This window comes from Streptomyces sp. NPDC058685 (assembly GCF_042714725.1).
Classification (GTDB): Bacteria; Actinomycetota; Actinomycetes; order Streptomycetales; family Streptomycetaceae; genus Streptomyces.
In genome coordinates, this window is sequence record NZ_JBHXSL010000018.1 from 43,200 (window position 1) to 57,574 (window position 14,375).

Genomic DNA, 14,375 nt, shown 5'->3' on the forward strand with positions numbered 1-14,375 from the left:
GAAGGCGCGGGCCCGGAGCGGACCCCGTGCATGTTTCAACAATTGCCTCGGGCAAGCGGGCCGACCCCGCAAAGCTCCACGGTCTGCCAGTCGGGGGTGGCAGACCGTTTTCGGTTCGATGGGTGAGGTGTATGTGTCCAGGCTGCAAGCCGAGCACTTGTACAAAGTGTTCGGCAGACGACCCGACGAAGCGGTGAGCAGGCTCGAAGGCGGAGCAGACCGCGATGAGCTCCGCGCCGACGGCACGACCGCAGCGGTCATCGATGCCTCGTTCGCCGTCGAACCGGGTCAGATCTTCGTCGTCATGGGTCTCTCCGGGTCCGGCAAGTCCACCCTGCTGCGCATGCTCAACGGGCTGCTCGACCCCACCGCCGGACGCGTGCTCTTCGACGGCCAGGACCTCACCGCCCTGAGCCCGCGCGACCTGCGCACCGTCCGCTCCACGAAGATCAGCATGGTCTTCCAGCACTTCGCGCTCTTCCCGCACCGCAGCGTGCTGGAGAACGCGGGCTACGGGCTCGAGGTCCAGGGCGTCGCCCGCCCGGAGCGCGAACGCCGCGCCGCCGAGGCGCTGGAGATGGTCGGTCTCGCCGGCTGGGAGAACTCCTGGCCCGACGAGCTGTCCGGCGGTATGCAGCAGCGCGTCGGCCTCGCCCGCGCGCTCGCCACCGACGCGGATCTGCTGCTGATGGACGAGTCCTTCAGCGCGCTCGACCCGCTGATCCGCCGCGACATGCAGGACCAGCTCCTGGAGCTCCAGAAGCGGCTGAAGAAGACCATCGTCTTCATCACCCACGACCTGAACGAGGCCATGCGTCTCGGCGACCGCATCGCCGTGATGCGCGACGGCGAGATCGTGCAGCTGGGCACCGCCGAGGACATCCTCGTCACGCCCGCCAACGACTACGTCGCCTCCTTCACCCAGGACGTCGACCGCTCCCGCGTCCTGACCGCCGGCGCGATCATGGCCGACCCGGAGACCGCGTACGGCAGCAGGACGGACAACGGCAAGGAGCTGAAGGGCGCCCGCGACGTACTCGCCGCCGCCCCGGCCACCGTCTCCGCGGACACCCCGATCATCGAGCTGTTCACGCCCTGCTCCACCAGCGGTGTCGCTGTCGCCGTCATCGACGACGAGGGCGAACTCATCGGCGTCGTACCGCGTGCCCGGCTGCTCGCCGTCCTCGGCGAGCCCATGACCCCGGCGCCCGTGCCGCCGCAGAGCCCCGCCCCCGCGAAGAGCATCGCCACGACCGGCGACGCCGACGCGGCCGACAAGGCGGTGGCCAGTGCCTAGGCTCCATCTCGGCGACTGGGTCGACAGCGGTGTCAACTGGCTCCAGTCCCATCTCTCCTGGCTGTTCGACGCCATCAGCTCGGTCGTCACCGGGATGTACGACGGCATCGACTCGGTGCTCTCCGCACCCGAACCGCTGCTGTTCGCGGGCATGCTCGCCGTCGTCGCCTGGTGGCTGCGCGGACTGCTCGCCGGCGGGCTCGCCTTCGCGGGCTTCGCCCTCATCGACTCCATCGAACTGTGGGACGACGCGATGTCGACCCTCTCGCTGGTGCTCGTCGCCACCATCGTCACGCTGGTGATCGCCGTCCCGCTCGGCATCTGGGCCTCGCGCTCCAAGACCGTCAGCGCCGTGACCCGGCCGGTCCTGGACTTCATGCAGACGATGCCGGCGATGGTGTACCTGATCCCCGGCATCATCTTCTTCGGTGTCGGCGTGGTGCCCGGCATCATCGCCACCATCGTCTTCGCGCTGCCGCCCGGCGTACGGATGACCGAACTCGGCATCCGCCAGGTCGACGAGGAACTCGTCGAGGCCGCCGAGGCGTTCGGCACCACTCCGCGCAACACCCTGCTGCGCGTACAACTGCCGCTCGCGCTGCCCACGATCATGGCCGGCATCAACCAGGTCATCATGCTGGGCCTGTCCATGGTCGTCATCGCCGGCATGGTCGGCGGCGGCGGGCTCGGCGGCGCGGTGTACCGCGCCATCGGCAACGTCGACATCGGTCTCGGCTTCGAGGCGGGCATCTCCATCGTCATCCTCGCCATGTACCTGGACCGGATCACCGGCGCGCTCGGCCGTCAGGTCTCGCCGCTGGGCCGTCGCGCGATCGCCAAGGCCAAGGCCATGACCGGTGGGCTGAAGATCTGGGACCACCGCCCGCAGCCCGTCGTCGCGGTCGTCGGTGTCGTCGTCCTCGCGCTGGTCGCCGGCGGTATGGGCATGTTCGGCGGGACCAAGTCCGCCGACGCGTCCGACGCCTCGAACGTGGGTCAGGGCAAGAAGGTCTCCATCGGCTACATCCCCTGGGACGAGGGCATCGCGTCCACCTTCCTGTGGAAGGAACTGCTGGAGCAGCGCGGCTACGAGGTCGAGACCAAGCAGCTGGAGGCCGGGTCGCTCTACACCGGCCTCGCCGGCGGCCAGATCGACTTCCAGACCGACTCGTGGCTGCCCGTCACCCACGCCCAGTACTGGAAGAAGTACCAGAGCAAACTGGAGGACCTCGGCTCCTGGTACGGCCCCACCTCGCTGGAGCTGTCCGTGCCCTCCTATGTGAAGGGCGTCGACTCGCTGGCGGACCTCAAGGGGAAGTCGGCACAGTTCAAGGGCCGGATCATCGGCATCGAGCCGAGCGCCGGAATGATGGGCCTGCTCAAGGACAAGGTGCTCAAGCAGTACGGCCTGGAGGGCGAGTACAAGGTCGTCGACGGTTCGACGCCCGGCATGCTCGCCGAGCTCAAGCGCGCGTACGAGAAGAAGGAACCGATCGTCACCACGCTGTGGTCGCCGCACTGGGCCTACAGCAGCTACGACCTGAAGAAGCTCAAGGACCCCAAGGTGGCGTGGGGCAAGGGCGACGGCGTGCACACGCTGGCGCGCAAGGGCTTCTCGGCGGACAACCCGCAGGTCGGCAAGTGGCTCAAGAGCTTCAAGATGACCGAGAAGCAGCTCACGGACCTCGAAGCGACGATCCAGAAGACCGGCAAGGGCAAGGAGCAGGACGCCGTACGCGACTGGCTGGACAAGAACCCCGGGCTCGCCGACAAGTGGACCCCCGTCGCCAAGGCGGGCAAGGCCGCGAACGGCAAGGACGAGCGCGAACGCCCGCTGGAGGTCGCCTGGTTCCCGTGGGAGGAGGACATCGCCGCCACGTACCTGTGGAAGGCGGTCCTCGAGGAGCGCGGGTACAGGATGAACCTCAAGCAGTTCGAGGTCGGTCCCATGTACACCGCGATGTCGCGCGGCCAGATCGACGTCCAGTTCGACGGCTGGCTGCCGAACACCCAGAAGAAGTACTGGGACAAGTACGGCGACAAACTCACCGACGTCGGCTCGTGGTACGGCCCCACCTCGCTGGAGATCGCGGTGCCCTCCTATGTGAAGGGTGTCGACTCGCTCGAGGATCTCAAGGGCCGCGGTGGAGAGTTCAAGGGCCGCATCGTCGGTATCGAGCCGGGCACCGAGACCATGAACATCCTCAAGAACAAGGTTCTGCCGGGCTACGGCATCGACGGTGAGTACAAGGTCGTCGACAGCTCCACCCCCGGCATGCTCGCCGAGCTGAAGCGGGCGTACGCCAAGAAGGAACCGATCGCCGTCATGCTGTGGACCCCGCACTGGGCCTACAGCGAGTACGGCCTCACCAAGCTGAAGGACCCCAAGAAGGCCTTCGGCACGGGGGACCGGATCCACACGGTGGCGAGCAAGGACTTCCCGAAGAACTATCCGCGGCTGACCGGCTGGCTCAAGAACTTCAAGCTCAGCGAGAAGCAGCTCGCCGGCCTGGAGAACGAGATCCAGAAGCGCGGTACGGGACACGAGGAGGAGGCGGTGAAGGCCTGGATGGAGGAGAACCCGGGCATCGCCGACCGGATGGCACCGCAGTAGCGGTCGCGCACAGTGACGGCGGGTTGCCTGCCGTACCCGGAGCGCAACGGGGTGGTTCTCGCCGGAGGCGGGGGCCGCCCCGTCCGGCTTTCCCCGCCGGAGCCGGGCCCGTGACCTGATGCGGGAGCGGTCGGACCCCGAAGCTGCGTAAGGTGAAGACAGACCAGGGGAAGGGGAGCCCGGCAGATGGACGAGAAGGACGGCAAGGACCCGAAGGAGACCGAACGTCTCCGCGTCGGCGCTGCCGTGCGCCGGCGCCGTCGCGCGCTCGACCTCACCCTTGCCACGGTCGCCGAGCGCAGCGGCCTGTCCATCCCCTTCCTCAGCCAGGTCGAGAACGAACGCGCCCGCCCCAGCGTCCGCTCGCTCCAGCGCGTCGCCGACGCCCTGGAGACCACGGCGAGCAGGCTGCTCGCCGCGTCCGACGCGGCACGCACGATCGCGGTCGTACGCGCCGACGAGGACGACGACGCATCGCCCGTGCCGAGAGCGCGACGGCTCGTCCGGGGCCGTCACCAGCTGGAAGCCCTGGAATTCACCGGGGAGCACGACACCGGCGGAGAGTTCCAGCACCGCAACGACGAGCTGATGTACATCGCCGACGGCGCGGTGGAGCTGGAGGCCGAGGGCCGCGCCTACCGCCTGGTCCGGGGGGACACCCTGTTCCTGTCCGGCGGGGTACGGCACCGGTGGCGGGCGACCCTGCCCGAGACCCGCATCGTCGTGGTCACCGTCGCCGAGCACCTCGAGACACCGGAACCGTAGACCGGCCGGCAGCCTTCAGGAGCCCTCATGCGTGTGGTTTCCCTCGTGCCGTCGCTGACCGAGGCGGTCGCCGTCAGCGCGCCCGGGATGCTGGTCGGCGCCACGGACTGGTGCACCCATCCCGCGGACCTCGACGTCCCCCGCATCGGCGGCACCAAGAATCCGGACGTACCGGCGGTGATCGCCCTCCGCCCGGATCTGGTGATCGCCAACGAGGAGGAGAACCGGGAGCCCGACCTCTCCGCCCTGCGCGCCGCGGGGGTCGAGGTCATGGTCACCGAGGTACGCGACCTGGACCAGGCCTTCGGCGAACTGAACCGGGTCCTGGTGGCGGGCTGCGGTCTCGCCCCGCCGGTCTGGCTCGACGAGGCCCGCGAGGCATGGTCGGCCGTAGAACCACTGGACGAGCCGGGCCACTTGCGTGCCGTCGTCCCCATCTGGCGGAGGCCCTGGATGGTGCTCGGCCGGGACACCTTCGCCGGCGACCTCCTGGCGAGGCTCGGCGTGACGCACACCTACGCCGGGCACACCGAGCGCTACCCGCGCATCCCCCTGGACGAACTGCGCGCCACCGGAGCCCGGTTGGCGGTGCTCCCCGACGAGCCGTACCGCTTCACCGCCGATGACGGACCGGAGGCGTTCCCCGACATGGCGGCGGCGCTCGTCAGCGGCCGCCATCTGACCTGGTACGGGCCGTCGTTGGCGGAGGCGCCGGCGGTCCTCAGCGCGGCGCTGCGAGCAGCGTTCCGCCGAGCAGACCACGCACCGTGCGCACCCCCGCCACCGCCCAGCCGGTGACCAGCAGCAGATAGAGGCCGACGGCCGACCACGTCAGCGCCGACAGCCCGGTGTGGTGGGCCAGACTCGCCGCGCCCGTCACACAGGTGCCGACGGGGAAGGTGAAGGCCCACCAGCTCATCGAGAACGGCATACCGTCCCGGGCCGCCCGCACCACCATGGCGCCGGCGAGCATCAGCCACATCAGCGCGAAGCCCATCACGGGCACGCCGTAGATCACGGCGAAGGCGGCGAACCCCGTGGCGTACGGCGCCTGGATCGCGTCCGGTGCCACGTCCGCGAGTTTGCCGACCGCCGTCGTCGACTGGCCGAGCGGGCCGAGGACCAGGAAGAGCGTCGGAGTCAGCGCGAGGGGCAGCCGGCCGTGGTGGACCAGCCGGGAGAAGACCACCGGAAGGATCACCAGCGTGGCGATCAGGCTGATGCCGAACATCGCGTAGCTGCCGAGCAACAGCGCCTCGCGCCACTGGCCCGCGGGCAGATGCGGGACGAGGAAGGGGCCGAGGGACGCGGCGACCATGGGGGAGACGACGGGCAGCAGCCACACCGGTGAGGCCGTGCCCGGTGTCACGCGGTGGCGGACGACCATCAGATACGGGACGGCCACCGCCACGACGAGGCCGATGAGGGTCCCGACGCCGAAGAGGGCGAACGCGGCCGCGACCGCCGCCGGTTCGCCGATCACGTCCCGGCCGACGGAGACCGTGCCGATGCCGACGGCCAGCAGCGCCATCGACAGACACCCGTAGAAGGGCGCGATCGCCGGGTCGAGCAGATGGGCGCGGGCCTGGTCGGGGTGGTGGAGCCAGTGCGCCGCGCGGGCGAGGAGCACCACGATCAGCATCAGCGCGGACAGGGCCCATATCGCCTCGCAGACGGTCCGCAGGCCCGGGACGTCGTAGGGGAGTGCGGCACCGGCGTTGGCGACGATGGCGGTGCCCATGACGCTCGCGTACCAGTTGGGTCCGAAGTGGCGCAGCGTCGGCAGCCGTACGGTCGTGCGCGAGGGGGTGGTCGCGTCGGCGACGGTGCGACTGCGGGGGTGTACGGCGGTGACCATGTCTCCACTGTCCTGGCGGGCGGCGCTCCCCACCAGGGATCTTTTTCCTATGGCCCCATAAGCTGGGTTTATGAGCAGGGGACCGAAGGACGACGACCAGGGCGAGCGTGTACCGCTGGCTCACCGCGTGCCTGATCTGGGCGCGCTGGAGCTGCTGCTGGCCGTCGCCCGGCACGGCAGTCTCGGCCGCGCGGCGCGCGAGCTCGGTATCACCCAGCCCGCCGCGAGCAGCCGGATCCGCTCGATGGAGCGGCAGCTCGGAGTCGCCCTGGTGGACCGCTCACCGCGCGGCTCACGGCTCACCGACGCGGGGGCGCTGGTCACCGACTGGGCGCGGCGGGTCGTGGAGGCTGCGGAGGCGTTCGACGTGGGGACTCAGGCGCTGCGGGGGCGGCGCGACTCGCGCCTGCGGGTCGCGGCGTCGATGACCATCGCGGAGTATCTGCTGCCCGGCTGGCTGATCGCGCTGCGCTCGCAGCGGCCCGGGACGGCGGTCTCGCTGCTGGCGGGCAACTCCGCGACGGTGGCCCAGCAACTGCTCGCGGGTGAGGCGGACCTCGGTTTCGTGGAGGGCCTGTCGGTGCCGGAGGGCCTGGACGGCGCGGTGATCGGCCAGGACCGGCTGCTGGTCGTGGTGGCGCCCGGACACCCCTGGGCGCGGCGCAAGCGCCCTCTGACGGCCGGTGAACTGGCCGCGGAGCCCCTGATCCTGCGGGAGCGCGGATCGGGTACGCGCCAGGTGCTCGACTCGGCCCTCACCGGCCACGGGGGCCTGGCGGAGCCGTTGCTGGAACTGGCGTCGACGACGGCGGTGAAGGCGGCGGCGGTGAGCGGGGCGGGTCCCGCCGTGCTGAGCGAGCTCGCGGTGAGCGAGGAAGTGGCGGCACGGCGGCTGACGGAGGTCCCGGTGGAGTCGGTGAGCATGGACCGGTCGCTGCGAGCGGTCTGGCCGTCCTCCCACCGGCCCACCGGACCGGCGAGAGAACTGCTGTCCCTGACGCGGGGATGAGCGGCGGGTCGGGATGGTGGTCCCGGACAGTGGGCGGCCGCCCGAGCGGTTGGCGGCTCGGTGGCGCCGAACGGCCCGTGCCGCCCCGCCGGCCGGCGGGCGCCGGCCGAGCACAGCCCGCGCCGCCCCGCCCGTCAGACCGCCGACGCGGCCTCCACCAGTGCCCGCATCACCCGGACGTCCTCGCCCATCTCCGGGTGCCACTGCACGCCCAGCACCCACCCGTCCGCGGTCTCGACCGCCTCCACCGTCCCGTCGTCCGCGTGGGCGCCCACCGTCAGGGCCGGGGCCAGGACGTCGAGCGACTGGTGGTGGTAGGTCGGGACCTTCGTCGTCTCCGGGGTGATGGAGGCGAACCGGGTGCCGGGGACCGGCCGGACCGTGTGGGTGCCGAAGACGCCCACACCGCCCACATGCCCGTCCAGGTGCTGGACCAGGGTGCCGCCGAGCGCCACGTTGAGCAGCTGCATCCCACGGCAGATCCCCAGCAGCGGGGTGCCCGTGGCCAGCGCCGCGTGGATCAGGGCGAGCTCCCAGGCGTCCCGGTCCCGCGCGGGCGGCCCGGTACGCGGGTCCGCCTGTGCGCCGTAGCGCGCGGGCTCCACGTCCGCACCGCCGGCGATCACCAGGCCGTCCAGCCGGGCCACGACCGCCTCGGCCGAGGCCGGGTCCTCGTCCGGCGGGAGCAGCGTCGCGAGCCCGCCCGCCGCCTGGACCATGCGGGGATACGCCGCGGGCAGCAGTGCCGCGGGCAGCTCCCACACCCCCCACTTGGCGGGGTTGAGGTAGGTGGTGACGCCGATGAGCGGCTTGGACACGGTGACTCCGTTCGTTCCTGGCAGTTGCGTCAAGCGCGTCACTTGCGTTCGAGTTCGGCCTCCGCCGCCGCCAGCGCCGCGAACTCCTCCTCCGGTGCCTTCGCGACCAGATGATGCCGAGAGTAGAACGCGAAGTAGGCGAGTGCGACGGCGTAGACGCCGAGCGCGATGTACGCCGCGTCCTTGTCCACCAGGAACGTCGCCACCAGCGCGGAGAGCGCGAGGACGAAGGCGACCGAGGAGGTGACGATGCCGCCCGGGGTGCGGTAGGGGCGCGGAAGCTCCGGCTCCCGGCGCCGCAGCACGATGTGCGACAGAGCCATCAGCGCGTAGCTGATCGTCGCCCCGAAGACCGCGATGTTGAGCATCCGCGCGCCGTTGCCCGTGCCCGCCGCCAGGGCGAACCCGAGCGCGCCGGGGATCAGCAGGCCGAGGTAGGGCGACTTGCGGCGGCTGGTGAGCGACAGGAAGCGCGGGAGGTAGCCGGCCCGGGAGAGGGCGAAGAGCTGGCGGGAGCCCGCGTAGATCAGCGAGAAGAAGGACGCGACCAGGCCCGCGAGCCCCGCGTAGTTGACGAAGCGGCTCAGCGGCGTCGGGTCGCCGCTGCCCTCCAGGGCGACCACGAGCGGGTTGCCGGCGTCCTTCAGGGCGTCCGATCCGCTCGCGCCCGTCGCGGCGAAGAAGGTGAGCGTGGCGAGCACCGCCAGGACGCCCATGGAGATGGCGAGGGCCTTCGGCATCGAGCGCACCGGGTCCTTCGCCTCCTCGGCGGCGAGCGGCACACCCTCGACGCCCAGGAAGAACCACATGCCGAAGGGGAAGGCCGCCCAGATGCCCAGCAGACCGAAGGGCAGCCAGGAGTTCGAGGCGAACGCGTTCGTGTCCACGGCGATGTCGTCGAGGCCGCCCGCCGAGAAGTCGGTGAACGCGCCGACCACGAAGATCAGCAGCGCCGCGACCGCGATGGCCGTGACGACCAGGCTGAAGCGCAGCGCCTCGCCGACTCCCCAGAGGTGGATGCCGATGAAGATCACGAAGCAGGCGAGGTAGACCGGCCAGCCCGATTCCAGTCCGAAGAGGTTGAGTGACTCGACATAGTCACCGATGAAGATCGATATCGCCGCGGGCGCGAGGATGTACTCGATCAGGATCGCCGTGCCGGTGAGGAAGCCGCCCCAGGTGCCGAGGGCGCGGCGGGCGAATCCGTAACCGCCGCCCGCCGTGGGCAGGATCGCCGAGAGTTCGGCGAGGGCGAAGACGAGACAGGCGTACATCACGCCCATCAGCAGGGTGGCGATCGCGAGGCCGCCGAAGCCGCCCTTGGCGAGGCCGGTGTTCCAGCCGGCGAAGTCGCCGGAGACGACATAGGCCACGCCGAGTCCGGTGAGCAGCAGCCAGCCGGCGCTGCCCCGGCGCAGGGTGCGCCGCTGGAGGTAGGCGTCGTCGGCGGAGGAAGTGGTGCGCGGGGTCGTGCCTTCGGCCATGAGTCGCTCCTGGCAGTCAAAGGTTTGTGCGGACACCTTTGCGGCAGCCATCCGGAATGCGCAACCCCTGTGCGTAAAGGTGAGGTTACGGATCGGCCCGCGGGCGCCCCCGTACGGCCCGCCGGCCGCCCGATCAGGGCAGAAAGCCGCGCAGCAGTGCCGCGGTGCCCTCGCAGTGCTCCCGCATCACCTCGCGTGCCGCGTCGGCGTCGCCGTCCAGCACCGCCTCGACCAGCGCGCTGTGCTGCTGCTGGGAGTGTTCGAGGTTGCGCACGAGCAGCGGAATGCAGTCGAGCAGATCGTTCAGGGTCGCCCGCACCGCGGCGTACCGGGCGGCCAGCGTCGGCGACCCGGACAGTTCCGCGAGGGTCAGATGCAGCAGGGTGTCCGCGCGCCGGTACGCGGCCAGCGGGGCGTCGTGCGTGGAGGCCAGGGCGCTGCGCAGCCGTTTCGCGTCCTGGTCGGTCAGCCCGTGCGCGGCGCACAGTCCCGCCGCGCCGACCTCCAGCACCTCGCGGAAGCGCAGGGTGTCCTCGACGTCGACGTCCGCCACGCGGCGGCGCAGCTCGTCCTCGCCGTGGGCGTCCGGGCGGTGCAGCACGAACGTGCCGCCGTAGCGGCCGCGCCGGCTCTCCACCAGACCCTGGTCGGCGAGGACTTTCAGCACCTCGCGCAGGGTGACCCGGCTGATGCCCATCCGCTCGGCGAGTTCCCGTTCGGCGGGCAGCCGCTCGCCGCCGGGGACCAGCCCGAGGCGCAGCAGCTGGAGAATCTGCTCCAGTGCCTCCTCGAAGCCGTTGCCCGCGCGTACGGGGCGCAGCACGGGTGTCAGCCGGTCGGCCGCATCGTTCGTCTTCGCCACGTCGCCGTTTCCTCTTCCCAGGCAATGGTCTTCGGTAATACCTTATGGCTTCCGGCTGACCCAAGGAGGCGTAATCCCGTGGCAGACCGCAAACCCCCGCTCGGGGTCGAGGAGCTTCGTGCCCTCATCGCGAGCGGTGAGATCGACACCGTCGTCCTGGCCTTCCCCGACATGCAGGGGCGGCTCCAGGGCAAGCGGTTCGCCGCACCGTTCTTCCTCGACGAGGTTCTCGAACACGGCACCGAGGGCTGCAACTACCTCCTCGCCGTCGACACCGAGATGAACACCGTCGACGGCTACGAGATGTCCTCGTGGGAGCGCGGCTACGGCGACTTCGCCATGCACCCCGACCTGGCCACCCTGCGCCGCATCCCCTGGAACGAGGGCACCGCCCTCCTCGTCGCCGACCTCGCGTGGAACGACGGCTCGCCCGTCGTCGCCGCACCCCGCCAGGTCCTGCGCCGCCAGCTGGAGCGCCTCGCCGAACACGGGTTCACCGCCCATGCCGGCACGGAGCTCGAGTTCATCGTCTTCAAGGACACCTACGAGCAGGCCTGGGACCGCCACTACCGCGACCTCACCCCGGCCAACCAGTACAACATCGACTACTCCGTGCTCGGCACCGGACGGATCGAGCCGCTGCTGCGCCGTATCCGCAACGAGATGGCCGCGGCCGGACTGACCGTCGAGTCGGCCAAGGGCGAGTGCAACCCCGGCCAGCACGAGATCGCCTTCAAGTACGACGAAGCCCTGATCACCTGCGACCAGCACGCCGTCTACAAGACCGGCTCCAAGGAGATCGCCTCGCAGGAGGGGGTCTCGCTCACCTTCATGGCCAAGTACAACGAGCGCGAGGGCAACTCCTGCCACATCCACCTCTCGCTCCAGGACGAGAACGGCACCAACGTCATGGCGGGCGACGGCCCGGGCGGCATGTCCCCGGTCATGCGCCACTTCCTCGCCGGACAGCTGGCCGCGCTGCGCGAGTTCTCGCTGCTGTACGCGCCCAACATCAACTCCTACAAGCGGTTCCAGCCCGGCTCCTTCGCGCCGACCGCCGTCGCCTGGGGCTACGACAACCGCACCTGCGCGCTGCGCGTCGTCGGCCACGGCCGCTCCCTGCGCTTCGAGAACCGGCTCCCGGGCGGTGACGTCAACCCGTACCTCGCTGTCGCCGGACTGGTCGCGGCAGGGCTGTACGGCATCGAGCACAAGCTGGAGTTGCCCGAGGAGTGCACCGGCAACGCCTACACCGCCGGATACGAGCAGGTCCCCACCACCCTGCGGGAAGCCGCCGAGCTGTGGGAGAACAGCGCCATCGCCAAGGCCGCCTTCGGCGACGAAGTCGTCGCGCACTACCGCAACATGGCGCGTGTCGAACTCCAGGCGTTCGATGCCGCGGTGACCGACTGGGAGCTTCGCCGCTCCTTCGAACGTCTGTGAGGCACGTTGTGACGCACGCCCACCACGAGGTGGTCAACCCCGCCACGGGGCAGGTGATCGAGACCGTCCCGGCGACGAGTGCAGCCGAGGTCGACGCCGCCGTCGCCCGCGCCACGAAGGCCCAGGAAGGGTGGGCGGCCGCCGCCCCCGCCGACCGGGCCCGGCTGCTGCGCCGGTTCGCCGGCGTCGTGGACGAACACGTCGAGGAACTGGCCCGCTTGGAGGTGCGCGAGGCCGGCCACACCATCGGCAACGCCCGCTGGGAGGCCGGCAACGTCCGCGACCTCCTCGACTTCGCCGCCGGGGGAGTGGAACGCCTCACCGGGCGCCAGATCCCCGTGGCCGGCGGTCTCGACATCACCATCCTCGAACCCCTCGGCGTCATCGGCGTGATCGCGCCCTGGAACTTCCCCATGCCGATCGCCGCCTGGGGCACCGCCCCCGCCCTCGCCGCCGGGAACGCCGTCCTCCTCAAACCGGCCGAGACCACACCGCTGACAGCGCTGCGACTGGCCGAACTCGCCCTGGAAGCGGGCCTGCCCGAGCATCTCTTCCAGGTGCTGCCGGGCGCGGGCGACGTGACGGGCAACGCGCTCGTCGAGCACCCCGGTGTGGCCAAGATCGTGTTCACCGGCTCCACCCGGGTGGGCAAGAGCATCATGGCCACGAGCGCTCCACTGGTGAAGCGGGTGACGCTCGAACTCGGCGGCAAGAGCCCCAACATCGTCTTCGCCGACTCCGATCTCCGGGCCGCCGCCGAGGCCACCCCCATGTCCTTCCTCGACAACAGCGGACAGGACTGCTGCGCCCGGACCCGCATCCTGGTCCAGCGCACGGTGTACGACCGGTTCCTCGACCTGCTCGCCCCCGCGATCGAGTCCGTCGTCGTGGGCGACCCCGCCGACGAGAAGACCCAGATGGGTCCGCTGATCTCGCAGATCCAGCTGGACCGTGTGCGCTCCTACGTCCCGGACGATCTGCCCGGCATCCGGGGCAGCGCCCCCGACGGCCCCGGCTTCTGGTTCGCGCCCACCGTCCTCACCGACATCGCCCCCGACGCCCCGGCCGCCTGCGAGGAAGTCTTCGGACCGGTGGCCGCCGTCCTGCCCTTCGACGACGAGGCCGACGCGATCCGGCTCGCCAACGCCACCGACTACGGACTCTCCGGCTCGATCTGGACCCGCGACATCGGCCGCGCCCTGCGCGTCTCGCGGGCCGTCGCCGCCGGCAACCTCTCCGTCAACTCCCACAGCAGCGTCCGCTATTCGACCCCGTTCGGCGGCTACAAGCAGTCCGGCCTCGGCCGCGAACTCGGCCCCGACGCCCTGACCGCATTCACCGAGACCAAGAACGTCTTCATCAGCACGGAGGCCTGAGCACCCATGACCGACACCGCACACATCTGCCGCCGACTGGTGGGCCGTACCGCAGTCATCACCGGCGCCGGCAGTGGCATCGGCCTGGCGACGGCCCGCCGTCTCGCCTCCGAGGGCGCCAACGTCGTCTGCGGCGACATCGACGAGATCGCGGGCAAGGCGGCCGCCGACGAGGTCGGGGGCACCTTCGTCCAGGTCGACGTCACCGACGCCGAGCAGGTCGAGGCGCTGTTCAAGACGGCGTTCGACACCTACGGCTCCGTCGACATCGCCTTCAACAACGCGGGGATCTCCCCGCCCGACGACGATTCGATCCTGAGCACCGGTCTCGACGCGTGGAAGCGCGTCCAGGACGTCAACCTCACCTCCGTCTTCCTGTGCTGCAAGGCCGCCATCCCCTACATGCAGCGCCAGGGCCGGGGCTCCATCATCAACACCGCCTCGTTCGTGGCGATCATGGGAGCGGCGACCTCGCAGATCTCGTACACCGCGTCCAAGGGCGGCGTGCTCGCCATGACCCGCGAACTCGGCGTGCAGTTCGCCCGCGAGGGCATCCGGGTCAACGCGCTCTGCCCGGGACCCGTCAACACCCCGCTGCTCCAGGAGCTGTTCGCCAAGGACCCCGAGCGGGCCGCGCGCCGTCTGGTGCACATCCCCGCGGGCCGGTTCGCGGAGGCGGACGAGATCGCCTCCGCGGTGGCGTTCCTCGCCAGCGACGACTCGTCGTTCATCAACGCAACGGACTTCCTGGTGGACGGCGGAATCGCCGGGGCGTACGTCACACCCGTGTAGATGCCCGAACAGGCCGCCCGGGACAGGGGCCAGGGCACGATCCGAACGGCAGGCCCT

The 14,375-nt window shown here is 70.6% G+C and carries 12 protein-coding genes; 8 read left to right on the forward strand and 4 right to left on the reverse strand.

Translation table 11 applies throughout. From position 1 onward, the window contains the following. Window positions 1-133: 133 nt before the first annotated feature. The 4 genes from ACFWU3_RS17300 (at window position 134) to ACFWU3_RS17315 (ending at window position 5,474) form a co-directional block, all read left to right on the forward strand. Window positions 134-1,297 (forward strand): glycine betaine/L-proline ABC transporter ATP-binding protein, encoded by a 1,164-nt coding sequence (locus ACFWU3_RS17300; protein WP_384437595.1) that lies wholly within the window; start codon window positions 134-136, stop codon window positions 1,295-1,297. Beyond that, window positions 1,290-3,911, forward strand: coding sequence for an ABC transporter permease/substrate binding protein (locus ACFWU3_RS17305; protein ID WP_384437598.1), 2,622 nt, complete (start codon window positions 1,290-1,292; stop codon window positions 3,909-3,911). The genes ACFWU3_RS17300 and ACFWU3_RS17305 overlap by 8 nt, the downstream gene beginning before the upstream one ends. Window positions 3,912-4,097: 186 nt before the next feature. Beyond that, window positions 4,098-4,676, forward strand: coding sequence for a helix-turn-helix domain-containing protein (locus ACFWU3_RS17310; RefSeq protein ID WP_384437601.1), 579 nt, complete (start codon window positions 4,098-4,100; stop codon window positions 4,674-4,676). A 27-nt stretch (window positions 4,677-4,703) separates the two neighbouring features. Next, entirely contained in the window at window positions 4,704-5,474 is a 771-nt protein-coding gene (locus tag ACFWU3_RS17315; RefSeq protein ID WP_384437604.1) for a helical backbone metal receptor, read from the forward strand. On the opposite strand, the gene ACFWU3_RS17320 is transcribed toward ACFWU3_RS17315, so the two are convergent. Next, window positions 5,398-6,534 carry a TDT family transporter gene (locus ACFWU3_RS17320; RefSeq protein ID WP_384437607.1) on the reverse strand — a complete coding sequence of 379 codons (1,137 nt, stop codon included), beginning with the start codon at window positions 6,532-6,534 and terminating at the stop codon, window positions 5,398-5,400. The genes ACFWU3_RS17315 and ACFWU3_RS17320 overlap by 77 nt on opposite strands. Before the next feature lie 70 nt (window positions 6,535-6,604). Between ACFWU3_RS17320 and ACFWU3_RS17325 the strand changes: the two genes are divergently transcribed. Then, window positions 6,605-7,543 carry a LysR family transcriptional regulator gene (locus ACFWU3_RS17325; RefSeq protein WP_384437610.1) on the forward strand — a complete coding sequence of 313 codons (939 nt, stop codon included), beginning with the start codon at window positions 6,605-6,607 and terminating at the stop codon, window positions 7,541-7,543. Between the two features lie 134 nt (window positions 7,544-7,677). Here ACFWU3_RS17325 and ACFWU3_RS17330 read toward each other — a convergent pair whose 3' ends face one another. From ACFWU3_RS17330 to ACFWU3_RS17340, 3 genes are all read right to left on the reverse strand, one after another. Further along, entirely contained in the window at window positions 7,678-8,361 is a 684-nt protein-coding gene (locus tag ACFWU3_RS17330; protein ID WP_384437613.1) for a gamma-glutamyl-gamma-aminobutyrate hydrolase family protein, read from the reverse strand. Window positions 8,362-8,399: 38 nt separating this feature from the next. Continuing rightward, window positions 8,400-9,845, reverse strand: a complete 1,446-nt coding sequence (gene eat, locus ACFWU3_RS17335; protein WP_313947347.1) for an ethanolamine permease — start codon at window positions 9,843-9,845, stop codon at window positions 8,400-8,402. Between the two features lie 133 nt (window positions 9,846-9,978). Next, entirely contained in the window at window positions 9,979-10,707 is a 729-nt protein-coding gene (locus ACFWU3_RS17340) for a FadR/GntR family transcriptional regulator (RefSeq protein WP_384437617.1), read from the reverse strand. Window positions 10,708-10,785: 78 nt separating this feature from the next. Between ACFWU3_RS17340 and ACFWU3_RS17345 the strand changes: the two genes are divergently transcribed. Genes ACFWU3_RS17345 through ACFWU3_RS17355 form a run of 3 tightly spaced genes read left to right on the forward strand, consistent with a single transcriptional unit; the run spans window position 10,786 to window position 14,318 of the window. Next, window positions 10,786-12,150, forward strand: coding sequence for a glutamine synthetase family protein (locus tag ACFWU3_RS17345; protein WP_384437620.1), 1,365 nt, complete (start codon window positions 10,786-10,788; stop codon window positions 12,148-12,150). A gap of 8 nt (window positions 12,151-12,158) precedes the next feature. Further along, window positions 12,159-13,526, forward strand: a complete 1,368-nt coding sequence (locus tag ACFWU3_RS17350; RefSeq protein ID WP_384437623.1) for an aldehyde dehydrogenase family protein — start codon at window positions 12,159-12,161, stop codon at window positions 13,524-13,526. Between the two features lie 6 nt (window positions 13,527-13,532). Beyond that, the gene (locus ACFWU3_RS17355) at window positions 13,533-14,318 is read left to right on the forward strand and encodes a 3-oxoacyl-ACP reductase (RefSeq protein WP_384437626.1); all 786 of its coding nucleotides are present in this window, start codon (window positions 13,533-13,535) and stop codon (window positions 14,316-14,318) included. Window positions 14,319-14,375: the final 57 nt, after the last annotated feature.